25 protein-coding genes are annotated in these 24,393 nt (G+C 33.2%); 10 read left to right on the plus strand and 15 right to left on the minus strand.

Annotated features, from left to right (window positions below; translation table 11 throughout):
- Position 1 precedes the first annotated feature (1 nt).
- Positions 2-1,516 (plus strand): FMN-binding glutamate synthase family protein, encoded by a 1,515-nt coding sequence (locus tag J0383_RS03295; RefSeq protein WP_207297027.1) that lies wholly within the window; start codon positions 2-4, stop codon positions 1,514-1,516.
- Between the two features lie 45 nt (positions 1,517-1,561).
- On the opposite strand, the gene J0383_RS03300 is transcribed toward J0383_RS03295, so the two are convergent.
- The 5 genes from J0383_RS03300 to J0383_RS03320 form a co-directional block, all read right to left on the minus strand.
- Positions 1,562-2,170, minus strand: a complete 609-nt coding sequence (locus J0383_RS03300) for a hypothetical protein (protein WP_207297028.1) — start codon at positions 2,168-2,170, stop codon at positions 1,562-1,564.
- Positions 2,171-2,256: 86 nt separating this feature from the next.
- Complete coding sequence (locus J0383_RS03305; RefSeq protein WP_207297029.1) at positions 2,257-3,039, minus strand: hypothetical protein; 783 nt, start codon at positions 3,037-3,039, stop codon at positions 2,257-2,259.
- 159 nt (positions 3,040-3,198) lie between these two features.
- The gene (locus J0383_RS03310; protein ID WP_239023232.1) at positions 3,199-3,633 is read right to left on the minus strand and encodes a hypothetical protein; all 435 of its coding nucleotides are present in this window, start codon (positions 3,631-3,633) and stop codon (positions 3,199-3,201) included.
- Between the two features lie 227 nt (positions 3,634-3,860).
- Entirely contained in the window at positions 3,861-4,265 is a 405-nt protein-coding gene (locus tag J0383_RS03315) for a hypothetical protein (protein WP_207297030.1), read from the minus strand.
- Between the two features lie 7 nt (positions 4,266-4,272).
- A complete protein-coding gene (locus J0383_RS03320; protein ID WP_207297031.1) occupies positions 4,273-5,451 on the minus strand; it encodes a glycoside hydrolase family 88 protein in 1,179 nt (392 codons plus the stop codon).
- A 240-nt stretch (positions 5,452-5,691) separates the two neighbouring features.
- Here J0383_RS03320 and J0383_RS03325 point away from each other — a divergent pair, with 240 nt between their 5' ends.
- The 4 genes from J0383_RS03325 to J0383_RS03340 all read left to right on the plus strand — a co-directional run bounded on the left by J0383_RS03325 (position 5,692) and on the right by J0383_RS03340 (position 9,577).
- Positions 5,692-5,973 (plus strand): ribosomal maturation YjgA family protein, encoded by a 282-nt coding sequence (locus J0383_RS03325; RefSeq protein WP_239023345.1) that lies wholly within the window; start codon positions 5,692-5,694, stop codon positions 5,971-5,973.
- Complete coding sequence (locus J0383_RS03330; RefSeq protein ID WP_207297033.1) at positions 5,945-6,523, plus strand: non-canonical purine NTP diphosphatase; 579 nt, start codon at positions 5,945-5,947, stop codon at positions 6,521-6,523. The genes J0383_RS03325 and J0383_RS03330 overlap by 29 nt, the downstream gene beginning before the upstream one ends.
- Positions 6,524-6,727: 204 nt before the next feature.
- Entirely contained in the window at positions 6,728-8,629 is a 1,902-nt protein-coding gene (locus tag J0383_RS03335) for a DEAD/DEAH box helicase (RefSeq protein ID WP_207297034.1), read from the plus strand.
- Positions 8,630-8,803: 174 nt separating this feature from the next.
- Positions 8,804-9,577 carry a carboxypeptidase-like regulatory domain-containing protein gene (locus J0383_RS03340; RefSeq protein ID WP_207297035.1) on the plus strand — a complete coding sequence of 258 codons (774 nt, stop codon included), beginning with the start codon at positions 8,804-8,806 and terminating at the stop codon, positions 9,575-9,577.
- 200 nt (positions 9,578-9,777) lie between these two features.
- Here J0383_RS03340 and J0383_RS03345 read toward each other — a convergent pair whose 3' ends face one another.
- The 3 genes from J0383_RS03345 to J0383_RS03355 all read right to left on the minus strand — a co-directional run bounded on the left by J0383_RS03345 (position 9,778) and on the right by J0383_RS03355 (position 12,823).
- Positions 9,778-11,238, minus strand: coding sequence for an aminoacyl-histidine dipeptidase (locus J0383_RS03345; protein ID WP_207297036.1), 1,461 nt, complete (start codon positions 11,236-11,238; stop codon positions 9,778-9,780).
- A gap of 121 nt (positions 11,239-11,359) precedes the next feature.
- Entirely contained in the window at positions 11,360-12,238 is an 879-nt protein-coding gene (locus J0383_RS03350) for a PhzF family phenazine biosynthesis protein (protein WP_207297037.1), read from the minus strand.
- Between the two features lie 69 nt (positions 12,239-12,307).
- Positions 12,308-12,823 carry a sigma-70 family RNA polymerase sigma factor gene (locus tag J0383_RS03355; protein ID WP_207297038.1) on the minus strand — a complete coding sequence of 172 codons (516 nt, stop codon included), beginning with the start codon at positions 12,821-12,823 and terminating at the stop codon, positions 12,308-12,310.
- A 100-nt stretch (positions 12,824-12,923) separates the two neighbouring features.
- Between J0383_RS03355 and J0383_RS03360 the strand changes: the two genes are divergently transcribed.
- The 3 genes from J0383_RS03360 (at position 12,924) to J0383_RS03370 (ending at position 15,218) form a co-directional block, all read left to right on the plus strand.
- On the plus strand, positions 12,924-13,988 hold the full coding sequence (locus J0383_RS03360; protein WP_207297039.1) for a DUF3810 domain-containing protein: 1,065 nt from the start codon (positions 12,924-12,926) through the stop codon (positions 13,986-13,988).
- A 94-nt stretch (positions 13,989-14,082) separates the two neighbouring features.
- Complete coding sequence (locus J0383_RS03365; protein ID WP_007810116.1) at positions 14,083-14,577, plus strand: RNA polymerase sigma factor; 495 nt, start codon at positions 14,083-14,085, stop codon at positions 14,575-14,577.
- Between the two features lie 8 nt (positions 14,578-14,585).
- A complete protein-coding gene (locus J0383_RS03370) occupies positions 14,586-15,218 on the plus strand; it encodes a hypothetical protein (protein ID WP_207297040.1) in 633 nt (210 codons plus the stop codon).
- Positions 15,219-15,337: 119 nt separating this feature from the next.
- Here J0383_RS03370 and J0383_RS03375 read toward each other — a convergent pair whose 3' ends face one another.
- Entirely contained in the window at positions 15,338-16,147 is an 810-nt protein-coding gene (locus tag J0383_RS03375) for a lysophospholipid acyltransferase family protein (RefSeq protein ID WP_207297041.1), read from the minus strand.
- A gap of 125 nt (positions 16,148-16,272) precedes the next feature.
- Positions 16,273-16,923, minus strand: a complete 651-nt coding sequence (locus tag J0383_RS03380) for an NUDIX hydrolase (RefSeq protein ID WP_207297042.1) — start codon at positions 16,921-16,923, stop codon at positions 16,273-16,275.
- Between the two features lie 90 nt (positions 16,924-17,013).
- On the opposite strand from J0383_RS03380, the gene J0383_RS03385 reads away from it, so the two are divergent.
- On the plus strand, positions 17,014-17,451 hold the full coding sequence (locus J0383_RS03385) for a DUF4268 domain-containing protein (protein ID WP_207298647.1): 438 nt from the start codon (positions 17,014-17,016) through the stop codon (positions 17,449-17,451).
- 53 nt (positions 17,452-17,504) lie between these two features.
- On the opposite strand, the gene J0383_RS03390 is transcribed toward J0383_RS03385, so the two are convergent.
- Genes J0383_RS03390 through mnmA form a run of 4 tightly spaced genes read right to left on the minus strand, consistent with a single transcriptional unit; the run spans position 17,505 to position 21,712 of the window.
- Positions 17,505-17,915, minus strand: coding sequence for a hypothetical protein (locus J0383_RS03390; RefSeq protein WP_207297043.1), 411 nt, complete (start codon positions 17,913-17,915; stop codon positions 17,505-17,507).
- 20 nt (positions 17,916-17,935) lie between these two features.
- A complete protein-coding gene (locus J0383_RS03395; protein ID WP_207297044.1) occupies positions 17,936-18,880 on the minus strand; it encodes an NAD(P)H-dependent flavin oxidoreductase in 945 nt (314 codons plus the stop codon).
- A gap of 9 nt (positions 18,881-18,889) precedes the next feature.
- Positions 18,890-20,482 (minus strand): S8 family serine peptidase, encoded by a 1,593-nt coding sequence (locus J0383_RS03400; protein ID WP_207297045.1) that lies wholly within the window; start codon positions 20,480-20,482, stop codon positions 18,890-18,892.
- Between the two features lie 42 nt (positions 20,483-20,524).
- Entirely contained in the window at positions 20,525-21,712 is a 1,188-nt protein-coding gene (gene mnmA, locus J0383_RS03405; RefSeq protein WP_207297046.1) for a tRNA 2-thiouridine(34) synthase MnmA, read from the minus strand.
- A gap of 142 nt (positions 21,713-21,854) precedes the next feature.
- On the opposite strand from mnmA, the gene J0383_RS03410 reads away from it, so the two are divergent.
- Positions 21,855-23,732: a PEP/pyruvate-binding domain-containing protein gene (locus J0383_RS03410; RefSeq protein WP_207297047.1), complete on the plus strand. Its 1,878-nt coding sequence runs from the start codon at positions 21,855-21,857 to the stop codon at positions 23,730-23,732.
- Here J0383_RS03410 and J0383_RS03415 read toward each other — a convergent pair whose 3' ends face one another.
- On the minus strand, positions 23,733-24,290 hold the full coding sequence (locus tag J0383_RS03415; RefSeq protein WP_207297048.1) for a DUF4956 domain-containing protein: 558 nt from the start codon (positions 24,288-24,290) through the stop codon (positions 23,733-23,735).
- Between the last annotated feature and the right edge of the window lie 103 nt (positions 24,291-24,393).

Consider the following 24,393-nt stretch of genomic DNA (forward strand, 5'->3'; position numbering starts at 1 on the left):
CATGAGAAAAAAATTCTTTATCTACGGATTCTTATTGTTTCTAATTGTTGCTGCAATTTACTATTACACCGGAAGAGGTTACCTTTTAGTGTTTATTCTTCCTATTTTACTGATTATTGGAGCTTATAATGCTTCGCAAAAAAAACATGCTATTTTAAGGAACTTTCCTGTTTTGGGGTATTTTAGATATTTATTTGAAATGATTGCGCCAGAAATCCAGCAGTATTTTATTGAAAGATCTACTGATGGAAAACCTTTCTCGAGAAACCAACGTTCTTTGGTGTATCAAAGAGCTAAAAATATTGATTCGAGTACTCCCTTTGGAACACAGCAAAACTTAAATACAGAAAGCTACGAAGGAATAAAACATTCCATTTTTCCAGCAAAAGTAAATGAAGAATTACCTCGTGTTATAGTAGGCGGAAAAGATTGCAAACAGCCTTACTCTGCTTCTTTATTTAATGTTTCGGCTATGAGTTTTGGTTCGTTAAGCGAACATGCAGTAAGAGCCATTAATATTGGAGCTCAAAAAGGAAATTTTTATCAGAATACGGGTGAAGGAGGTTTAACGGATTATCATTTAGAAGGCGGAGGCGATATTACGTGGCAGATTGGTACAGGGTATTTTGGATGCCGTGATGCAGAAGGAAATTTCAGTCCTGAAAATTTCAAAGCAAAAGCCAATCTTCCAAATGTAAAAATGATCGAAATTAAGCTTTCGCAAGGCGCAAAACCAGGTCACGGAGGTGTACTTCCTGCTGCTAAAAATACAGAACAGATTGCTAAAATTAGAGGTGTTGTTCCTCATACCATGATTCTTTCTCCTCCGGGACATACGGCCTTTTCTGATTCAAAAGGATTAATTCAGTTTATTAAACAATTACGTGAATTATCAAATGGAAAACCAATTGGATTTAAATTATGCATTGGTAATACCGCCGAGTTTGAAGCAATCTGCCAAGAAATGATAAACGAAGACACGTATCCTGATTTCATTACTGTTGATGGTGCTGAAGGCGGAACCGGAGCGGCGCCGCTTGAATTTGCTGATGGTGTTGGAATGCCATTTGAACCTGCTTTGATTTTTGTAAACAAAACTTTAGTAAGTTTAAATATCCGTGATAAAATACGCATTATTGGAAGCGGAAAAATTATTTCAGGATATTCAATTCTGCATGCTATTGCTTTGGGAGCTGATATGTGCAACAGCGCAAGAGGTTTTATGTTCTCTTTAGGGTGTATACAGGCTTTGCGTTGTCATAATAACGAATGTCCAACAGGAGTTGCCACACAAAACAAAATGCTGATGAAAGGTTTAGTAGTAACCGATAAATCAGACCGTGTGTACCATTTCCATAAAAATACACTTCATTCTGCCAATGAACTTTTGGCCGCAGCCGGAAAAACTTCATTTGCAGATGTTGATATTAACATCTTTATGCGCGGTGATGAATTTACCAATTTATCAGAGTTGTATTTCCCAGATAACTTGACAAATGTTACGAAACGAAACTAAAAACAAAGCCTCTTTACATTTACAAAGAGGCTTTTGTTTTTATATCTATTTTTTAGTTTCTTTCATATTCTGAGCAAAAAAATCGATTGCCCTAATTTTTAAAGTTGCTGGTGTAAGCTGATCACTTTCAAATTCATAATAATTCTGAAAATCGGCTACTTGAAAACAAAGTACATATCCATTATATTTTTTATTTCCTCTCTTAATTTTATACGATATTGCTTTGAGTTGCCCAATCGTGTTTTCAACTTTATGTTTCAGGAAATCACTTCCTCTTTTTAAACTTTTAAGGTTTTGGACCAAATCACCTTTGGATTCAAAATCATGAATAAAAACCGTTAGATTATCTGGTGATTTAAAGGCTATTCGCAGGGAATCATCATGGTTATTCTGTAGAAAATAATTTTTTAAGATTTTCATCTGCGTATTTAATCCTATATAAATCAACGAATCTTTTTCGAGTTTTCGAATACCAAAATTTTCACGCTGCAAAACAGATAAACTATCCAGACCTTGATAACTCGAATATAATACTGCATTTGAAAGCTGTTTCTGCGCTTCTCTCTGGCGTATTAAATTTTCCTGCATGATTTGCTGTGAATTTTGAAAATTCTGCATGACCGGATCAATTTCCCTAGAAGTAGATTTATTCATATTTGAGCACGTAAACAATAATCTGATGATTATAAATATTACTACTAGTATACTGAGTACACTTCTCCATGTAGACCCTTCTTCCATTATTTCAGGTCTTTTTCAGTCAGGATAACATCGTTTACCGGTTTTCCCTTATCATCTAGATATTCATATTTTATAGTCGAAATCCCATAACGTTTAATAGAACCTATTATAGTTTTTAAGTCACTGCTTCTCAAAATACTTTCTTTCATAATTGCTTTAGCTCCTTCTCCTTTTAAAACCGAAGCATATTGTTTTGGCACTTCTATTTTATAAACTACTTGATTTTCTTTGTTTACTTCTATTTTAATGATTTTAGTTCCATCTTCATTTACAATCGGCATGCTTCTATTCATTACTGTCAGTAGTTGCTGTAATTCTGAATCTGTACTTGATTCTGGACTTAATATATCTTTTATGCCTTTAGGTTCTGATTTTTTTGTACTTAAAATTTTCTTTAATTCTTTGCTGTCAACTTTAGATTCGGCAAGTACTGATGCATCATTGGCCAAAAAGTAAATTTCGAACAATACACCTTCTTCTATTAAATCCATAGAAGCATGATCTTTACCCAGCATTTCTCCCATCAAACCGGGAAGCATCTGAGCATATATCGATTTCATGGATGGATTAGGTTCTAGATTAGTATCAATTTTTATCTCAACCTTTTTTTCGTTTAAAAATGCTTTTGCTGCCGCACCGCTTATAATATCACTTTTAAAAAGTTCAGAAGAGTTATTAAAGGTATTCACGTATGCCTGAATTTTCTGTTTTGTATCTCGACAGCTTATTAAAAATAATGTGATGGCAAGTGTACATGCAATTTGAGTAATTTTCTTGATCATAGGTTTAAATTTATTTAGGTATAACACAAACATACTGGAATAGTAACAGTTAACCAAACCAAAATTCTTTTCTTAACAAAAGAAAAAAACAGTCTCCTAAATAGTTATAAAAAGAGACTGTTTTTACATTTTACGGAAGTTCCGAATCCGAATTGTCAACTAAAGTTTAGCGGTTTCTTTATTAGGTTCTGCGGTTCCTTCTAATACCGCTAATTCTTCTTTATTTACCAATTGCTGGGCAAGAATAGCGTTATTATAAGCCAAAAAGTAAACATCAAATGTTACTCCTTCATCAATCAAAGAAGCAGAAATTTGGTCGTTTTTAATCATTTCTCGTAACAAATCAGGAAATGAATCTTTATAAGTTGCTTTATTCGAATCGTTTTCTTCAAGATTGGTTTCGATTCTTATTTCAATTTTATTGTCATTTAAAAAAGCTTTTGCAGCTGTACTTGTAATTCCGTGCCCCTTAATAGAAGACGAATTATTGTACTCACTTACATGTTCCTGAATTTTCTGCTTGGTGTTCTTACAGCTTACCAGCAGTAATGCAAAGGCAAAAGCAAATGCGATTTGAGTAATTTTTTTGATCATAGTTTTTGGTTTTATAGTTAAACTTGTAACTCAAACATAACAAACTTTTAACACAAAAACAACATTCACAAGATTAAAGTTAATTATGTAATTATTTGACTACAAATTAATTAAATTAAAAAAGTATTCACATCACATTAACAAAATCATTGCAATTTCAAACAAAAAAACATAAAAAAAAAGCCTCTTTAATCAGTTATAAAGAGGCTTTAAGTATAATTTAATTTTTATTTCAACAAATCTGAGACAGTCTGTTTGTTTACTATTTCTTTGAGAAGTACGGTATTATCGTTGGCTAAATAATAAGCATGAAATTCAACTCCTTCGTCTATTAATTCTTTTAGATTTTGATCTTTATTGATAAGATCTTTCAATAAAGCAGGAAAATCAGTATTCGCCTTCACTTTATTTGCTTCATTTAATTCTAAACCTGTTTCAAATCGTAATTCGATTTTGTTATCATTTATGTATCCTCTGGCAGTAGTAAGTGTAACATTATCTGCTTTAAAGTTTGCAGCAGAAGCGTTGTAAGTAGTTACAAATTCCTGAAGTTTCTGTTTGGTATTTTTACAGCTTACCATCAGTAATATCATTATTAGAGCAAATGCAATACGGCTTATTTTCTTTCTCATGATTTTATTATTTTATTTTCTGAAGTCTTAAAAGTGCTTCAAGATAATAATAATCTGCGTAATTTATAGAACAATCAATTTCACTTCCTGCAGGTTTATGTCCAGTTGAATGAAGTAGAAATGCCGAATTTACATCATGACTTTGATATTGATCTGAAAGCGAAACGATCATTTTTTTTGCTTTTGTCAGGTATTCTGATTTCAAAGTTTTGCCTTTTGTATATAAACTTAACTCTAAAAGTGCCGAAGAAACAATCGCAGCGGCTGAAGCATCTCTTGGTTCATTTGGAATATTTGGCGCATTAAAATCCCAATACGGAATCAAATCTTCGGTTGTTAATTTATCCAGATATACTCTTGCTAGTTTATGAGCAAAATCTAAAAACTTCGTGTCTTTCGTTTCTCTGTACGTCATCGTAAAACCATAAATCGCCCAAGCTTGCCCTCTAGCCCACATACTGTCGTCGCTATAACCTTGAGCGGTTCTTCCTTTGATTTTTTTTCCTGTTTCAAAATCATAAATAATAACGTGATACGATGTATTATCAGGTCTAAAATGATTTGCCATTGTGGTTTCAGCATGTTTTACAGCAATATCATAGAGTTTTTTACTGCCTCCGTTTTTTGAAGCCCAAAACAACATTTCCAAATTCATCATATTGTCAATAATGGTATTGTGTCCGCCCATTTTATTATGAGGCCATGATTGAATTGTTCCCACTTTTGGATTGAAAAGTGTTGCTAAAGTATCAGCTGTTTTTAGAATGATTTCTTTGTATTCTTTGTTTTTAGTCAAACGATATCCGTTTCCAAAACTATTAAATACCTGAAATCCTAAATCATGGTCTGTCGCTTTACTAACTGATAACGGCGTTAAGAAACGTGAAAATTTATCAGCTTCTTTTTCCCATTTTTTATCTTTTGTTGCTTCATACAAATACCATAATTCGCCTGGCCAGAATCCGCTTGTCCAATCTTTATAATTTACAAATTTCCATTCTTTACTCCCGTTTGGAACCGTTCTTGGCGAAGTTCCATCATTTGGAATAACTTTTAAAGTCTTTGAAGCCTGTTCTGCACAGTAATCCAATTGTTTTTTGATATTAAAAGAATTTTCTTTTTGAGAATAGCCCTGATTTGCAAGCAGAAACAAAGCGGTAATCAGTGTAAAAAATTTTACATTCATGTGGTTATTTTTAGATAGATAGTTTATTGAACCGATAAATTTATAAAATAAACCAAACCTATTTGAATCTTTGTATTTTTGTTTAACCAAAAATGTACTAATTTTTCTTAAGTCAAATCAAATTTGAGCCGATCCAGAATTTCATATTTCATTTCATTTCTATTTGCAATCTTTCTTGGAATCCTCTCCAGAAAAATTTCATTTGTTCCTTTATGGATTGGTGATTTCTTATATGCTGTCATGATTTACATTTTGATACGGGTAGTTTTTCCTAGTAAAAAAGTTTTTTATATACTATTATTTTCAGCATTGACTTGTTATAGTATAGAATTTTTACAGCTTTATGAAGGTCAATGGATGATAGAACTTAGGAAAACGTTTTTGGGGCGGTACGTTCTCGGACAGGGATTTTTATGGTCTGATATCGTGGCTTATACATTTGGAATTCTATTTATATTTTCAATCGAAAGACTCATTTTAAAATATCATAATCATGAAACTCGTTTTTGCATCAAACAATAAAAATAAAATCAAAGAAATTCAAAGCATTCTAAATGGCACTATTCAATTATTAAGTTTAGAAGATATTGGCTGTCACGAAGATATACCAGAAACTGCTGACACCATTGAAGGGAATGCCATTTTAAAAGCCAATTATGTAACCGAAAGATACGGTTATGATTGTTTTGCCGATGATACAGGATTAGAAGTTCGTGCCTTAAACGGAGAACCTGGCGTATATTCTGCCCGATATGCCGGAGAACAGAAAAATGCCGACGACAATATGAATAAACTTCTAGAAGCTTTAAAAGATCAAGAAAACAGAAGTGCTCAGTTCAAGACCGTTATCGCTTTAAACTTAAATGGTGAACAACATCTTTTTACAGGTCTGGTTCAGGGAAATATTACCTTAGATAAAACTGGAAATCATGGTTTTGGATATGATCCAATTTTTCAGCCTGAAGGTTATCATGAAACTTTTGCCGAATTATCTGCCGAAATCAAAAACAAAATCAGTCATCGCGCGAAAGCAACTGAGCAACTTATTGATTTTCTGAACGCAAGAAAATAATTGTTTAAAATACAACATTTTAGTGTTTAAAATTGATATTTCACGACGTGTTTTTTAGAGCAATTTAGTATTCTCACAGAAAAATGATTTTAGCAAAAATGTAACTTTTTGATAATCAAAACATAACAAATACATAAATCTTAAAATAGCATTAGCATATCTGAATAATTAAAAGTAATTTTGCACCCTATTTTAAAAACATATATGAACAAATTTGAACAATTAGGATTGAATGAATCGTTACTGAAGGCGATTTTAGATCTAGGATTTGAAAATCCGTCAGAGGTACAGGAAAAGGCGATTCCCCTATTATTGGAAAAAGACACGGATATGGTTGCGTTGGCTCAAACAGGGACAGGGAAAACAGCAGCTTTCGGTTTTCCGTTAATCCAAAAAATTGATGCTGACAACAGAAATACACAGGCATTAGTTTTATCGCCAACAAGGGAGCTTTGTTTACAGATTACTAACGAACTTAAAAACTACTCAAAATACGAAAAAGGTATTAATGTGGTAGCAGTTTACGGAGGAGCTAGTATAACAGAGCAAGCTAGAGAAATTAAAAGAGGAGCACAAATTATTGTGGCTACTCCAGGAAGAATGCAAGACATGATTAACAGAGGTTTAGTAAACATTAAAAACATAGATTACTGTGTTCTTGATGAGGCTGACGAAATGTTAAACATGGGATTCTATGATGACATCGTATCTATCTTATCAGATACTCCAGACGAAAAAAGCACATGGTTGTTCTCTGCAACAATGCCGCAAGAAGTTGCTAGAATTGCAAAACAATTCATGAGCGAACCATTAGAAATTACTGTTGGAGCTAAAAACTCAGGTTCTTCTACTGTATCTCACGAATTTTATTTAGTAAATGCTCGTGACCGTTACGAAGCTTTAAAAAGATTGGCTGATGCTAATCCAGACATTTTTTCTGTAGTTTTCTGCCGTACAAAAAGAGACACTCAGGCTATTGCCGAGAAATTAATTGAAGACGGATACAGCGCTGCAGCTTTGCACGGAGACTTATCTCAAGCACAACGTGATGGTGTAATGAAATCATTCCGTGGAAGACAAATTCAGATGCTTGTTGCTACTGACGTTGCTGCACGTGGAATTGACGTTGATAACGTAACACACGTTGTAAACTACCAATTACCTGATGAAATTGAAACATACAACCACCGTTCTGGACGTACAGGTAGAGCTGGAAAATTAGGAACTTCTATTGTTATAGTTACAAAAAGTGAGTTGCGTAAAATTTCTTCTATTGAGAGAATCATCAAACAAAAGTTTGTTGAAAAAACTATTCCTTCTGGAATCGAAATCTGCGAAATTCAGTTATTGCACTTAGCAAACAAAATTAAAGATACTGAGGTTGATCACGAAATTGATAACTATTTACCAGCAATCAACAATGTTCTTGAAGATTTATCGAAAGAAGAGTTGATCAAGAAAATGGTTTCAGTAGAATTTAACCGTTTCATTACTTACTACAAGAAAAATAGAGATATTTCTGTTCAATCTTCTAGCGAGAGACGTGAAAGAGGTGATGCTGAGCCAAGAGAATTCAACAACAACGGAGCAGTTCGTTACTTTGTAAACATTGGTTCAAGAGACAATTTCGACTGGATGTCGTTAAAAGATTACTTAAAGGAAACATTAGACTTAGGTCGTGACGATGTTTTCAAAGTAGATGTAAAAGAAGGATTCTCTTTCTTCAACACTGATCCAGAGCATACTGATAAAGTAATGGACATCTTAAACAATACTCAGTTAGAAGGACGTCGCATTAATGTTGAGATTTCTAAAAATGACGGTGGCGGAAGACGCGATCACAACAACCGTGGCGGAAGACGTAATTCTGGAGGAGATTCAAGAAGAGACGGAAACTTTGCTCCAAGACGTGAAGGCGGATTTAGAAGCGATAGAAATTCTTCTAGAGATGGAGGTTCTCGTGACGGAGGTTTCAGAGGCGACAGAAATTCTTCTTCTAGAAAAGAAGGAGGTTTCAGAAGAAACGAAGGAGGTTCTGATAGAGCTCCAAGACGTTCCGAAAGCTTCGGGGATTCATCAAGACCAAGAAGACCAAGAAGAGATTAAATTTATTTAATCCCTTAAAATACAAATCCCAAATTCCAGATATAATTGGAATTTGGGATTTTTTCTTATATCTAACAATGTTATCAATGCCTTTGTTAATTTTCTTATAATTATATTGATAGACTGCGAAATATTTAATCTCGATTTACTACTTTTAGTGCTTTAAATCAGGATATGAAATATTTCGCAGTTTTCTTTTTTTTACTATTCTCTACGATCACTTTTGCGCAGGACAACGAATCTACTACACCGCAAAGGGTTTCGGGTTATATTATAAACGATGATAGTAAACAACCTCTTCCAAATGTAAATATCATTAACACCAACAAAGTGCGCGGTGCAAAATCAGATGCAAAAGGGTATTTTGAAATTGATGTACAGCCAAATGATACTATCCATTTTTCTCTTTTAGGGTTTCAATCCCTCCGAATTAGAGTAACAAATGACTGGATTAAAAATAAAGTAACTCGAATTCAGCTTACCGAAAAAGCAATTGCGCTTGAAGAGGTTATTATTGCTCCTTTCAGTTTAACAGGATATCTTGAAATCGATTCTAAATTAATTCCAACCAAAGAAAATTACCGTTACAGTATTTCGGGTCTAACACAAGGTTACGAGGCCGGCGAATATTCTCCAAATGCTTTTGGTAAAGTATTAGGTTCTATTTTCAACCCTGCAGATATGTTGTACAATTTCTTTGGAAAAAATGGAAAAGAGCTCAAAAAACTCAAGGATATGAAAAAAGACGATACGATTAGAAACCTTTTGGAAACGAAATACGATCGCGAAACTATAGCAGTACTATTAGGAATTAGTAAAGATGAAATTCCTGAAATTTTACAGCGATGTAGTTATTCAGATGCCTTTATCCAAACCGCAAATGACTTACAAATATTAGATGCCATCAGCGGATGCTACGAACAATATAAAGTACTGAAACGTAATTAGAGAGTTTTTAGTCACGGTATTCAGTATTCAGTATTCAGTCGCAGTATACGATGATCAGTTATAAAAAAAGAGAGCAATCATAATGATTAATGATTGCTCTCTTTTTTAGTTTTCAGTCACAGTTTTCAGTTTCGCAAAGCTGAGCACTCAGACCATAAACTGTGACTAAATACTGTATACTGAGACTGAATACTGTAAACTTATTTAACCGGTATATTCGAAAGAATTTCCAACACAAATTTCCAATATTTTTGAGCAGATGAAATACTTGCTCTTTCATCAGGAGAGTGAGCTCCGTGAATAGTTGGACCAAAAGAAATCATATCCATATCAGGATAATTTGTTCCTAAAATTCCACATTCTAAACCTGCGTGACAAGCTACCACTTTGGGTTGTTCACCGTTTTGTTTTTCGTAAATATCTTTTAAAACTTCTAATATTTCAGAATTTACATTTGGAGTCCATCCTGGGTAAGAACCAGAAAGTTCTACTTCACAGCCTACTAATTCAAAAGCAGAACGTAAAGAATTTGCTAAATCAAATTTTGACGATTCAACAGAAGATCTTGTCAAACATCCCACTAATATTTCTCCGTCTTTAATAACTACACGGGCAATGTTATTTGAAGTTTCAACTAAATCGGCCATATCAGCGCTCATTTTGTAAACTCCGTTATGAGCTGCGTAAATAGCTCTTATAATACCTTCTTGAACACCTAAATCCATTACTTTTTCAGGTAAATCGCTCTTTACAATTTCAATAGACAGGTTGGGTTCAGTTGTTTTGTATTCTGCTTTAATATCCGAAATTATCTCCTGCATGTCATACACATACGCTTCATCAAACATCTGAGAAATAATAACTTTAGCAGTACTTTCTCTCGGAATCGCATTTCTAAGACTTCCACCGTTAATTTCAGTAATCTGTAAACCAAAATTTTCAAAACCGTCAAATAATAAACGATTCATGATTTTATTGGCATTCCCTAAACCTTTATGAATATCCATTCCAGAATGCCCGCCGTTTAAACCTTTTACGGTAATAGTATATCCAACAGAACCTTCAGGAACTTCTTCTTCGTTATAATTTCTTGTTGCTGTTACATCAATTCCTCCCGCGCATCCAATATCAATTTCGTCATCTTCTTCAGTATCTAAATTCAAAAGAATCTGACCTTGTAAAATTCCGCCTTTAAGATTTAAAGCTCCTGTCATTCCCGTTTCTTCATCAATTGTGAACAAAGCTTCGATTGCTGGATGCGGAATATCTTTACTTTCTAAAATCGCCATAATAGTCGCTACTCCCAGCCCATTATCAGCTCCAAGAGTTGTTCCTTTTGCACGAACCCAGTCACCATCCACATACATATCGATTCCCTGCGTATCGAAATCAAAAACAGTATCGGCATTTTTTTGGTGCACCATATCAAGGTGACCCTGCATTACTATTGGCTTACGGTTTTCCATCCCAGGAGTTGCTGGTTTTCTTATGATTACGTTTCTAATTTCGTCTTCAAAAGTTTCTAAACCTAAACTGTTACCAAAGTTTTTCATAAACTCAATAACACGTTCTTCTTTTTTAGACGGACGCGGAACGACATTTAAATCTGCGAATTTATTCCAAAGTGCTTTTGGCTCCAGATTTCTTACTTCTTGACTCATTATGTTTTGTTTGAAGTTTAACAATTAAGAATGTCAAAGTTACAAAGTTTAATTTCTATTTTGCCACTATTTTTTTTGAAAACCAGTATTAAAACAGATAAAAACAATGATCTAATTTTTTTTAAATTTCAATAGTTTTTTGAGAAACACTTATTCCTTTTCCTCCTGCCATAAGTTTTGTAATTTGTTCATTTTGTATAGTTAAATCAACATATATCAAACTTGGAGATGGAATAGACATAAAATTCCCCTGTTCTATTAGAAAACTATTTTTCTTACTATTTAATTTATCATATAAAAAACAAGCCAAAGGTCCAGCCGCCATTCCTGTTCCAGATTCTTCTTCGATACCATATCTAGGAGCAAACATTCTTGTTGTTGCATCACTTTCAGAATTTTCACTATTGGTAAAAACATAATATCCTATTAAATCTAAATCGTTACTGATATCATTAATCAAATCGAAATTAGGTTTTATTTTTTTTAGAATTTCTGAATTTAATACAGGAATAATAACAAACGAGTTTCCTGTATTTACCAACGAAATTGGCGCATTCTCAATAAGATCATTTTCATTTAAGGATAAAGATTCTAGAATTAATTTTCTTTTTTCTGAAACATCAACATATTTTGGTGCTTGTTGCTCCATAAATGCGAGCTCTCCTTTCAGAATGATTTCTTTTATTCCATCTATGGTTTCTTTTGAAGATTGAAAACCATTTATTTTATTCAACTGGCTTAAATGAGAAAAAGCTGCAATTGTCGCATGACCACAATGGGCGATTTGTCTGTTTGGAGTAAAAAAATCGAGTTTAAAATCTGCTTTAGCTGATTTCGAAACGAAGGCTGTTTCAGACAATCCAACTTTTGCAGCAATAAGCAGTTTTTCTTCATTTGTTAAATCATCAGCATCAAGAACTACGCCTGCTGGATTACCTCCTTTGTTTTCACGAACAAAAGCATTTACTATTTGTACGTTAACTTTTTTAAGTTTATTCATGTTTTGCAATTTTGAATTAATTATACATTCATAAACCATAGACGCAGTATATCGTAAAAAGACGCAAAATTATTGTAAAGAAAAATCATCAAGATTCATTTCATCTTTATTCTTGCAATTTAAGACTTGTGTTTTTACTTTTTCTTTTCCTCTCTGAACTCTTGATTTAGCGCCAGAATGAGATATTCCAAGATATTCGGCTAATTCAATTTGAGAAAAATCTTTTAGAATAGTAAGCAATAAAGCTTGTTTGTATTTATCAGGAAGATTATTTATTTTACTATTAATGCAATCAGACAATCTCGAAAAATCTAAATCTACTTCATCTTCCGCCATGTCATTATTATCAAGAAATAAAACTGAATTATTTTTTCGAAAATGATCGATAACACTATTTCTTGTAATTTGATATACCCACGAAGTTAACTTCGAAGAATCCTTTAAAGTGTGAACGTTCAACTGAATCTTCAAAAAAACATCCTGCAATATATCTTCACTTATCTCTTTGTTCTTTACTTTCAAAAAAATAAATTTTTGAAGTTCTAGATGAAAATCTTTCCATATATTTTGAATTTCATTTTTCATGTTCTTCCCTTTTACATACTACAAAACTATATATGCAAAAATAATGATAAAAAGAGTACAAAATAGTTTATTATATTTACGATAATTATATTCTTTTAAAATGTTAAAACGAAAATACATCCTGCCTTTATTTCTTTTAGTTCAGATCATTTTTTACAAAATACTTCCGTTTTTTCCGGATTTCGTAGAAGGTTTTTACAGCAACAATCTCTACATTCGAATTTCGCATTTTTCAAGATCTGTTTTAGGAAGATTTCCATTTTCGGTTGGCGATTGCATTTATGCGATTTTGATTTTATCCATTATTAGCTGGTTTTGGAAGATTCGAAAAACATGGAAAACAGATTGGAAAGACCATCTTTTAAAAATAACAGGCAAAATTTCTGTTTTTTATTTTTTCTTTCACCTGCTTTGGGCGTTTAATTATTATCGTGAGCCTCTTTTCCAAAAAATGGATATTAAAAGAGAATATACAGATGCCGAATTATTAGTTTTTACCAAAAAATTAATTGCAAAAACTAATGAAATTCAGCTGAAAATAACAAAAAATGACAGCGCAAAAATTGTTCTTCCGTATTATCAGAAAGAAGTGTTCACAATGAATGTAAACGGATATAACAATCTATCAAAAGAGCATCCATATTTTAAATATGAGATTTTAAGCGTTAAGCCATCCTTATTCAGCGTGCCATTGACTTATATGGGTTTTGGTGGTTATTTAAATCCGTTTACCAATGAAGCTCAGGTTAATGATTTATTGCCAATGTATAATTTTCCGCTTACGAGTGCTCACGAAATGGCACATCAAATTGGTTTTGCCAGCGAAAGCGAATGTAATTTCATTGGCGTTTTGGCTTGTGTAAACAACGACAATTTGTATTTTCAATATTCGGGTTATAGTTTTGCTTTGCGCTATTGCCTTAGTATTTGGAAATTTAAAAATGAAAAACTGTTTGACCAGTTAAAAAAACAAGTAAACGTTGGAATTTTGAAAAATTATCAGGAAAGTCAGGATTTCTGGAAAAAATACGACACTTTTATCGATGAAGGTTTTCATTTTTTATATGATAGTTTCCTGAAAACCAACAATCAAAAAGACGGCATGGAAAGTTACAGTAAGTTTATTGACCTGATGGTGAATTATTACAAAACCAGAGAATTATAATTTTTTATTAGATAGCTATAAATTGATTTAATCTTTAGTAAAAAAATTAAATTCCAACTGTAACAAAAATGATTTCAATACTACTAATACTTTTATGAGCGAAAATCTAGAACAGTCATTTGTTGCGCAATTGCAGGCAAATCAGAATATAATCCACAAGATTTGTAGATTATATACTGCCGGTGAAGACGCACATAAAGATTTGTTTCAGGAAATTACCATTCAGCTCTGGAAGGCTTATCCAAAATTTAGAGGCGACAGCAAGTTCTCAACCTGGACATACCGTGTAGCCTTAAATACTGCCATTACCTTATACCGTAAAACCAAAAGAACCATATCTACCGTAGATTATGAAAGTCATCAGCATTTTGTAAAAGATGTTGATTACAACTATGAAGAGGAGGAACAGATAAAATTGATGTACAAAGCTGTTTACCAACTTAATGACATCGAAAAAGCATTAGTGTTTATGTATTTAGAAGACAAAGATTATCAAGAAATAGCCGAAACTTTAGGTATCAGCGAAGTAAATGCCCGCGTGAAAATGAACCGAATTAAAGGAAAGCTGAAAAAAATATTAAATCCTTAAATTGTATTATGAAAGAACTGGATTTACTAAAAAAAGACTGGAAAAAGAACTCGGATTCTTTTCAACAAATTTCTGAAAAAGAAATCTACAAAATGATTCACAAGAAATCATCTTCTATTGTAAAATGGATTTTGATTATCAGCATTTTAGAGATTTCATTTTGGACGTTTTCTAATATTTTCATTAATACTGATGATGTTCTTAGAAAAATCAATCATCCAGAAATTGTAACGACACTTGAATATTTAACGTATTTTAATTATTTAGTGGGTCTTGTCTTTGTATTTATCTTCTATAAAAACTACACGACGATTTCGACAACTGTCGCTACCAAATCGTTAATGAGTGCGATTTTAAGAACTCGTAAAACGGTACAATATTATGTATGGTACAATCTGGGAATGATTGTAGTGACCTCTATTTTAAGTTTCTTTATTGCTTTTGTCTACAATCCTGATATGGCTTTTTTAAGAGATAAATTAGCCTTAAGCGGAAAAGCGATGTTTACCACAATAGGGATATTACTATTGGTAATATTAGGTTTCTTTGGATTGTTCTGGTGTTTCTACAGATTATTATACGGAACTCTGTTACGCAGATTGTATGTGAATTATAAAGAGCTGAAGAAGATTGATTTTTAATTAAGTTCTGAGATACCCTAAGATACTAAGGCGCTAAGTTTTTTTTAGTGGCAAAGGAACAAAGGTTTAAAGGCGATTTGACTTAAAAAAATAAATCTAAAATCAGAAATCTAAAATTTTTAATAATCCCAGCGTCTCATTTGGTTTAGTTCTTCCTGAGCTTTTAGTTCTTCGGCTGGAATTACCTTTAAGAATGATGGGTGTTGTTCGATTGCGTATTCTACTTTTTCTACGATTTGTTCGATCGTATCGTTTTCATAATCAATATCAAGAGGTTCTTTGATGATGAAAGATTGAAGGATATTTTTCTTTTTCATACGAAGTCCTTTTTTGTCAAAAGAACGACGGAATCCATCGATTACAATAGGAATTACAATGGGTTTGTGTTGTTTGATGATGTGGGCAGTTCCCTTTCGAACTGGCTTAAAGGATTTTGTAGTTCCTTGCGGGAAAGTAATTACCCAGCCGTCTTCAAGTGCAATTCGGATATTTTCAGTGTCATTTGGGTTTACTTCGCGTTTTTCGGTTACATCTACTCCTTTTGAACGCCAAGTTCTTTCCACAGTGATAGCTCCAACATAAGCTAAAATTCGAGGCAGTAATCCAGCCTGCATGGTTTCCTTTGCAGCAACATAATAAATATTCATTTTGGGCTGCCATAAATAACCAATATTCTTAATCGTATCTTGACGTCCGCTTAAACTTGCGTTAAACACATGAAACATCGCTACAACGTCGGCAAAATACGTTTGGTGATTTGAGATAAACAATACGTTAGTGTCCGGCAATGTTTTAATAATTTCAGATCCGTCAATCTGCAATTCATTAAAACCTCTATATCTTCGGTGGGTCATGGCTCCCAAAATACGGATTAACCATTTCTTGATGAATAATATATGTCCAAAAGGATTTCGTTTAAACAATCCCATAACGTTGTTTTTACATTTTTAGTTAAGTCGCAAACATACAAAATTTATTCGTTTAGCAATAGTTTAAAAGATTCTCTAATATTAATCACTATTACCATGATTATCAAATTGTTATTTTTATAATTTTATATTTTCTGCTCAAATGTGAGTTTCAAAACATCTCTCAGCTCGCTCAAAATCATCGCTGTAGCGCCCCATACAATATGATTTTGTATACCAAACGCCGGAACCACTGCATCAATTGCATAAGAAGTTGACAATGTGGTTTCAATAATAATATCGTCATTTAAAAAGTCCGAAAGTGGTAATTCAATAATTCCCGCAACTTCGCGGACATCTGGATAAAATGAAAGCTCTTCTTTTGCAATTCCTAAAAAAGGATGCACCAAAAAATTACTTGGCGGAATATACATTGGCGAGAAGTGTTTAATAACTTCAATTTTTTCTGGAAGAACACCAATTTCCTCATTAGTTTCTCTTAAAGCAGTGTCTTTGAAATCAAAATCTGAAATTTCATATTTTCCTCCTGGAAAAGCAATCTGCGAAGAATGTACTCCGTTGTAAGCATTTCGGACAATCAAAACAAGATGTGTTTTTCCATTCTTGGGATAAAACAACATCATTACAGCAGCGATTCTTGGATTTCTTGCTTCAACATCTAGATTTTTCAAAGCTTGGATGCGTTCTTTGGGAGCCATTTTAATATGTGACAGCTCTGCTGGAAGTTCAACTGGAATTAAATTAGGAACATATTGCAAAAAATCTTGAAAATCCATATTCAAAGTTTATTTTTGTACTTTCAATTAAAATATAAATATACTCCAGAAAATGCGGTTCTACAAGTTTTCGGGAACAAAGCCATAAAAATGTACAGCAGAGAAGAATCACAACGAATAAAGAGAGAATTTTGGGTAGCTTTTGCAGAAAAATATCCTCGTAAATGGGTGCTGTATGATACCAAAATAAAAGATTTCTCTTTTAAGTTTTATGTTGATAATAAAAAAGCACAGGTTTTAATTGACATTGAACACCGAAGCGACGAAAAACGAAATGCTTACTTTGAAAAACTGGAAGCTTTAAAAGGTATTTTGGAAGAAGAATTTATTCAAGATTTGGTTTTTGAGAAAAATTATACTCTTGAAAGTGGTAAAACAATCAGCCGAATTTGGGTTGAAAAACTGGGTGTTGGTTTCAGTAATAGAAATCATTGGGATGCTATTTTTGATTTCTTTAATGAAAAAATGCATGCTCTTGAAATGTTTTATCTAGAATACGACGAGTTTATTAAAGATATAGAAGTGTAAAATTTTTAAGTCTTATACAAAAAACCCCGACATTTATAGTGCCGGGGTTATTTTTATACCATAAAAAGGTTATACACTATAATATGATCGTCGTAATTGATATAAAGCTGTTTGCGGTAATCTTGTTTTTTTCTGGTGATAATAGAAAGCTTACATTCACGTCCGTCATTGTCCTTGCACATAAATGAGTACACAATATCGGTTTCATTTTCTTCTCTTTCAATGTAATCCAAAATGTTATACAACTGTATTTCTTGAGAATATACCACAATTCGGTGTTTATCGGTGTCTAAAACAACTGAAAGGTTTACCAAGTCAAGATCGGACCATTTGCCCCACTTCCCTCTTTCTGTTTTTTCTAAAACGCTAAATCCTGATGTTTTAAAATGATAACTCTGGCTTTGAACGTTGTGTACGCCAAAACCTAAAAACAAAAAAAGTATATATATTCGTATAGAATTCATAAAATATTTCTTACCAGCAATTAAAAGTCAAATGTAGCTTTTTCTTCGCAGGCATTTTTAAAATCAGACATCATTTCCTGAATTATTTGTTCTACAGGCAAAATTTCGTGAATTAAACCGGCAATCTGGCCAATTTCAAGTTCTCCTTCTTCAAGATCTCCTTCAAACATTCCTTTTTTAGCTCTTGCTCTGCCTAATAACTGAATTAAATCTTCTTTTGAAGGACATTTTTCATACAATGCCTGAACATCATTATAAAACTTATTTTTTACTAACCGAACTGGAGCTAATTCTTTCAATGTCAATTGAGTATCACCTTCTTTTATACTAACTATTGTTTCCTTGAAATTATTGTGAGCCGATGATTCAATTGAGGCGGCAAAACGGCTTCCTACTTGAACTCCGTCGGCACCTAAAACCATTGCGGCAAGCATTCCTCTTCCTGTGGCAATTCCGCCGGCAGCGATAATAGGAATTTGGATTTTTTCTTTCACCATCGGAATCAGCGTTAAAGTCGTCGTTTCGTCACGGCCGTTGTGTCCGCCTGCTTCAAAACCTTCGGCAACAATAGCGTCAACTCCAGCTTCCTGCGCTTTTAAGGCAAAAATACTGCTGCTGACTACATGTACGACTGTGATTCCTTTTTCTTTCAAAAATGAAGTCCATGTTTTGGGATTTCCGGCAGAAGTAAAAACGATTTTCACGCCTTCTTCTACCACAATACTCATAATTTCATCAATGTTAGGATACAACATTGGAATATTCACTCCAAAAGGTTTATCGGTTGCATTTTTACATTTCTGAATATGTTCTCTCAAAACATCTGGATACATAGATCCTGCTCCAATTAATCCTAAACCTCCAGCATTACTTACCGCAGATGCTAATTTATAACCACTGTTCCAAATCATTCCTCCCTGAATAATTGGATATTTTATATTGAAAAGCTTCGTAATTCTATTCATTAAAAACGTTTATTGTTTTAGTATTTTTCCGGTTTTCTTTTGACCATTTGATTCAAAAGTATAAAAATAAAGTCCGCTTGTTAAGTTTTCTACCGAAAGAACCGGATTCTGGTTTGTTATTTGTTTCTCAATCAGCTTTTGCCCTAAAATAGAATAAACACTTACAGAAGCTGTCTCATTTTGAAATGAAAAAGAAATGGTTGATTTTGCAGGATTTGGATACACCGAAAAATCTGATTGAAATCTTTCTACACTTAAAGTCGATCCAAAATTTGGGATTCCGTAGCCATAATTATTGTCTGGATTAGTAAATCGGTCGGAAGAAGCCAAAATCATCTGTCTGATTTGCTGATTGGTTTTATTTGGAAAAGCCTGCCACAAACAAGCCACCATTCCTGCCATAATTGGACAAGAAAATGAAGTTCCGTTTGCGGTACCAATATTTCCCGAAGTATCTGAAACTACAGATGCAGTTCCCTGAGCCATAATATCAGGTTTGATTCGATTATCATAACTTGGTCCCATGGAACTAAAACTTGATTTTACTTTCGCAGAAGTTACTGATCCTACTGTTAGTACCGAAACTGCATCTGCGGGTCCGCCTATATGTTTTTCTGTTGTATTTCCTTCATTTCCTGCCGAGGCCAAAACGATCATTCCTTTACTAAAAGCAATTTCCGCTCCTTTTGAAATGAAATTTGTCGTTCCGTTCATATCGCTGTAAGTATGGCTGTAATTGGCATTATCAAAAGCAAAATATCCTAATGAAGTAGTTATAATATCAGCACCTAAAGCATCTGCTTGTTCTGCGGCTTCTACCCAATACGATTCTTCAACTGGATTTTCGGAAGCATTATCTTCAGTTATAAATAAATAATACGAAGCGTCTGGCGCAGTTCCCACTAAAGCATTTTCTTTATAACCTCCCATAGTTGACAGCACTTCGGTGCCATGATCGTTTCCTGAATAAAAATTGGCGTTTCTGTTAACAAAATCGTATCCGCCTAAAATCAGGTTATTATCTCGTAATCTCTGAAATGGCTGAGCAGTATTTACTCCTGGAAAACCTGCATCGAGAACTGCAATTATTTTTCCTGTTCCCGTAAAATTCTGCTGATGCAGAACTTGTCCGTTTAACATCTGGATTTGATTTAATGAATTTCCGTAAGAGTAATCGATTGTGGTTTTTAATTTGTCTTTAACCTTGTAAACTGAATTTTCAGAAACTTTTTTAGCCGTTGTATTTAAGGCTTTATTGGCAAAAACTATTTTGTTTACAAAAGAAAGTGATGCAAGTGCATTAATATCGCTTTGAGTTCCTCTTATATGAAGCGCATTCATCCATTTAGATTGTGCTAATACTGTAATTCCAGTACTAGCTTTCACCTGATTTACATACGTGATTTCAAGCGGCGCATCGGAAATATCCAAGGCAATATTTTGGTTTGTACGACGATCTAGTGCTCTCTGCGAAAGTGTTTGCGACGGATTATTGAAGAAATCCTGAGCATTGGGTTTTCCTGTAAAATAAACCCATGCATCTTCCTGTGCGAAGATTGAAAACGAAACAAATACTAAAAGAAAAGTAAAGGTATATTTCATAGCATACTTTTTAGCGGAATTTCTTCCTAAGAAAGTATAAAGCTAAGAAATTACTCCCGAACCAACTAATTCATTTTCTAAATACCAAGCTACAAATTGTCCTTCTGTAATAGCCGATTGAGGTTCTTCAAAACGAACGTACATTCCGTCTTCAAATTGATATAAAACGGCTTTTTGCAAAGGCTGGCGGTAACGGATTCTGGCCATTACTTCCATTGATTCTCCCGGCTTTAAAGCCATATCAGTACGAACCCAATGCACTTCTGAGTTACCTACAAACAGCGCTTTTTTAAACAAACCTGGGTGATTGCTAGACAAACCGGTATAAATAGTATTCGTATCGACATCTGTGGCAATTACAAATAACGGATCTGTAGTTCCTCCTACATTCAGACCTTTTCTTTGTCCAACTGTAAAATAATGAGCCCCTTGATGTTTTCCCACAACTTTACCCATTGTTGGAAGATATTCTAGTTTTTTAGCTTCTATTTTTAATTCTTCTTCTAATGATAGTCCTGCTGGAATTTCATTATTATAAATCGGGTCATTTTTATCGATTTGAACTATTTTACCTTCTTTCGGTTGTAATTTTTGCTGTAAAAATTCCGGTAAACGTACTTTTCCAATAAAACATAATCCTTGAGAATCTTTCTTTTCTGCTGTTACCAATTCCATTTCAGCCGCGATTTCGCGTACTTCAGGTTTTGTTAAAGCTCCAATTGGAAACAACGCTTTTGATAATTGTTCTTGTGACAACTGACATAAAAAGTAAGACTGGTCTTTATTAACGTCGTTTCCTGCAATTAATTGATAAACAGTTTTCCCGTCAACTTCAGTTTCACTTTTTTGGCAATAGTGTCCTGTAGCCACATAATCGGCACCAAGACTTAAAGCGATTTTCATAAAAACATCAAATTTGATTTCGCGGTTACAAAGCACGTCAGGATTTGGAGTTCTTCCTTTTTCATATTCGTTGAACATATAATCAACAATTTTTTCTTTGTATTCTTCGCTTAAATCAACAGTCTGAAACGGTATACCAAGTTTTTCGGCCACTAATAAAGCATCATTACTATCTTCTAACCAAGGACATTCATTAGAGATTGTAACCGAATCATCGTGCCAGTTTTTCATAAAAAGCCCAATAACTTCGTATCCTTGCTGCTGCAATAAATATGCGGCAACACTAGAATCTACTCCACCAGAAAGACCAACTACTACTCGTTTCATTTTAAAACTTTTAATTTTTTATAAGGGTGCAAAGGTACGTCATATTTTAGAAAATTTAAGGGGTTTCAATTAGTTTATATAATCCAGCGGTAGATAAAACTTATGGTTTAAATACTTACTTTTAATATTCAAATAAAGCATTATGAAAAAATACATATACAGTTTATTTCTATTTTTCACTTTACTGTCGGTAAGTGCGCAGCGATATTCGTCATCATTAGCTGATTACGAAGCGTATAAAGCATTTAGAGGCAAGCCTTTATCGGATAAATTTTCGAATATTGAATCTGTAAAAGTGATTTATGATTTAAGAAAGCAAAAAATGTATTACTTCAACAGTAAGCTGATTTCACTTCATTATGATTTTGTCACAAATTATCTGCATTACAATCATGATTTAGAAGTTTTTAATAATGAAAATTACAGTAATACAGAGAAAAATCGTGATTTCCTTCTTGGAAACCTTAATCATATTAAAGGAACTGATAAATGGATTTTCGAACTGGCGGCTTCAGATTACATGCCTATTGAATTGATTGAACGCTTTTTTTACCTCGTTAAAAAATCCACTTTTATTGGAGATAATTTAAAATTCTATTTGAACAATCCCGAAAAAATGGAATGGTTCCGATTGGAAAAGTTTAAAATTCCGTGTGTCAAATCAGATTATATTTTTAATGAATTAAAATATCAGGAAGTTGTAGGTGGAACTAATGTTGGCATCTTAAAGCAATACAAAATCAAAGATTTAGAGAAAACAAAACCTAATCCTGATGAAATTGTAATTCTTGACGGAACACCAGATATACTTCCAAATGTCCGTGGAATTATTGTGACTGAACTGCAGACACCTTTAAGTCATTTAGTACTTTTAGGTAAAAACAGAAAAATTCCAATTATGGCATATACACAAGCTTTTACTGATCAAAATATCAGTCGATTTCTTTCTAAAAAAGTGGAATTAAAAATCGAAGTCGATACATTTTTCATTAAAGAAAGTACTAAGAAAACAGCACTGAAAACAAATTCCAAAAAGAAAAAATTAACAATCGATACCACTATTACCAATTTGGTCGATTTGTCTAAAATTCCTAAAAAAGGGGTTAATTATATTGGATCGAAAGCGCAGAATATGGCGTATTTAATAGCAGTTTCAAAAGAAATTCCTTTTAAAGTTCCAGAAAACGCACATGCGATTCCGTTTTATTATTATACCAAACACATTCAGAAAAAATCGATTTCACCTTTAATACAGGAACTTTTGGCTTTTCCCAAGAAAGATTCGATTGCTTGGATAAACAATCAGCTGAAAAAAATTCGTGACGCAATTAAAAAAGAATCTATTGATCCAGAATTAATTTCGAAGTTAAATCTCGCATTTAAAAATGCTAAGTTTAAAAATTTCAGATTTCGATCTTCTACAAATGCCGAAGATTTAGATGATTTTAACGGTGCTGGATTATACGATTCTAAAACCGGAATTATGGGCGACAGCATCAAAACATTTGAAAAAGCAATTAAACAAGTCTGGGCAAGTGTATGGAATGAAGCTTCTTATAATGAAAGAGAAATTTACGGCATTGACCAGCATAATATTGCAATGGGCGTTTTGGTGCATCGTTCTTTTCCTGATGAACTGGCCAATGGCGTTATTATTACCAAGAATATATTCAGACAAAACTTTCCTGGAATTACGGTCAACATTCAAAAGGGTGAAAATTCAGTTGTAAAACCTGAAAAAGGAGAAGTCTGCGAGCAGTTTGTGGCGTATCACTTTAATTCAGGAACGAGCGACGAAGATTTTGATGTGGATTATACTTCCAATTCTAATCTTAATAACAATGAGCCATTATTAAGCCGAACCGAAATGAGCCGTCTTTTTATGGTCAGCAAGAAAATTGAAGAAAAAATGTATCGTTACTGGCGAAAAAACGCATTTCATCCAGTAGATATTGAATTTAAAATTGTGGGCGAAAGTCGTGATTTGTATATCAAACAGGTTCGTCCATTTAATGACTAATCAATAAAAAACCAATACATCTATTTCATTGGAAACGGTGTTTATCAGTACAATCTTGAATTCAAAGTCATCAATATTAATTTTTTCCTGAATGTTTTTTCTAATGGTTTTATGATCTAAGGAAAAACCGTTTGACAGGGCTATTTTTACATCAACAGTATTTAAATATTTTGAGGCTTTTTTATTTACAATCACCGAAGCTGCAATGTAAAAACCAATGATTATAATTTGAAAAAAGAGGAGTAATTCTATTTTCTCAAACGGATACATAATATCGAGAATAGAAAGCGTAATGGTTGCAAAAAGAAAAATAATGGCATTTACAGTAAAGGATTGTGTTCTAAATCTCAGGATTGAAAATATCGCAAACAAACCAAATCCAATGCCAACGCCAATTTCGATTTTGGTGAACAAATAGCAAAGCGAAAAAGTACACAATCCAACAATAACCATTAACGGATTTATGGTTTCATTGTCTTTTCTGTTGGAGAAAAAATACAAAACCAAAATCGAAAAAAACAATAATAAAAATCGTCCGACAAGTTCGTTTAAATCCATTCAATCAAAGTATAATTGAGTTCAAATTTAAAAAAATCAGCCACGAATTCACGAATCTTTTATATTTAAATAAATTCGTGAATTCGTGGCTGGAAATTGTTTC

It is taken from the genome of Flavobacterium endoglycinae, assembly GCF_017352115.1.
Lineage (GTDB): Bacteria > Bacteroidota > Bacteroidia > Flavobacteriales > Flavobacteriaceae > Flavobacterium > Flavobacterium endoglycinae.

Coding starts and splice junctions, on each gene's coding strand:
- J0383_RS03295 (WP_207297027.1), top strand. CDS start 2: ATGAGAAAAAAATTCTTTATCTACGGATTCTTATTGTTTCTAATTGTT.
- J0383_RS03300 (WP_207297028.1), bottom strand. CDS start 2,170: ATGAATAAATCTACTTCTAGGGAAATTGATCCGGTCATGCAGAATTTT.
- J0383_RS03305 (WP_207297029.1), bottom strand. CDS start 3,039: ATGATCAAGAAAATTACTCAAATTGCATGTACACTTGCCATCACATTA.
- J0383_RS03310 (WP_239023232.1), bottom strand. CDS start 3,633: ATGATCAAAAAAATTACTCAAATCGCATTTGCTTTTGCCTTTGCATTA.
- J0383_RS03315 (WP_207297030.1), bottom strand. CDS start 4,265: ATGAGAAAGAAAATAAGCCGTATTGCATTTGCTCTAATAATGATATTA.
- J0383_RS03320 (WP_207297031.1), bottom strand. CDS start 5,451: ATGAATGTAAAATTTTTTACACTGATTACCGCTTTGTTTCTGCTTGCA.
- J0383_RS03325 (WP_239023345.1), top strand. CDS start 5,692: ATGATTTACATTTTGATACGGGTAGTTTTTCCTAGTAAAAAAGTTTTT.
- J0383_RS03330 (WP_207297033.1), top strand. CDS start 5,945: ATGAAACTCGTTTTTGCATCAAACAATAAAAATAAAATCAAAGAAATT.
- J0383_RS03335 (WP_207297034.1), top strand. CDS start 6,728: ATGAACAAATTTGAACAATTAGGATTGAATGAATCGTTACTGAAGGCG.
- J0383_RS03340 (WP_207297035.1), top strand. CDS start 8,804: ATGAAATATTTCGCAGTTTTCTTTTTTTTACTATTCTCTACGATCACT.
- J0383_RS03345 (WP_207297036.1), bottom strand. CDS start 11,238: ATGAGTCAAGAAGTAAGAAATCTGGAGCCAAAAGCACTTTGGAATAAA.
- J0383_RS03350 (WP_207297037.1), bottom strand. CDS start 12,238: ATGAATAAACTTAAAAAAGTTAACGTACAAATAGTAAATGCTTTTGTT.
- J0383_RS03355 (WP_207297038.1), bottom strand. CDS start 12,823: ATGAAAAATGAAATTCAAAATATATGGAAAGATTTTCATCTAGAACTT.
- J0383_RS03360 (WP_207297039.1), top strand. CDS start 12,924: ATGTTAAAACGAAAATACATCCTGCCTTTATTTCTTTTAGTTCAGATC.
- J0383_RS03365 (WP_007810116.1), top strand. CDS start 14,083: ATGAGCGAAAATCTAGAACAGTCATTTGTTGCGCAATTGCAGGCAAAT.
- J0383_RS03370 (WP_207297040.1), top strand. CDS start 14,586: ATGAAAGAACTGGATTTACTAAAAAAAGACTGGAAAAAGAACTCGGAT.
- J0383_RS03375 (WP_207297041.1), bottom strand. CDS start 16,147: ATGGGATTGTTTAAACGAAATCCTTTTGGACATATATTATTCATCAAG.
- J0383_RS03380 (WP_207297042.1), bottom strand. CDS start 16,923: ATGGATTTTCAAGATTTTTTGCAATATGTTCCTAATTTAATTCCAGTT.
- J0383_RS03385 (WP_207298647.1), top strand. CDS start 17,014: ATGTACAGCAGAGAAGAATCACAACGAATAAAGAGAGAATTTTGGGTA.
- J0383_RS03390 (WP_207297043.1), bottom strand. CDS start 17,915: ATGAATTCTATACGAATATATATACTTTTTTTGTTTTTAGGTTTTGGC.
- J0383_RS03395 (WP_207297044.1), bottom strand. CDS start 18,880: ATGAATAGAATTACGAAGCTTTTCAATATAAAATATCCAATTATTCAG.
- J0383_RS03400 (WP_207297045.1), bottom strand. CDS start 20,482: ATGAAATATACCTTTACTTTTCTTTTAGTATTTGTTTCGTTTTCAATC.
- mnmA (WP_207297046.1), bottom strand. CDS start 21,712: ATGAAACGAGTAGTAGTTGGTCTTTCTGGTGGAGTAGATTCTAGTGTT.
- J0383_RS03410 (WP_207297047.1), top strand. CDS start 21,855: ATGAAAAAATACATATACAGTTTATTTCTATTTTTCACTTTACTGTCG.
- J0383_RS03415 (WP_207297048.1), bottom strand. CDS start 24,290: ATGGATTTAAACGAACTTGTCGGACGATTTTTATTATTGTTTTTTTCG.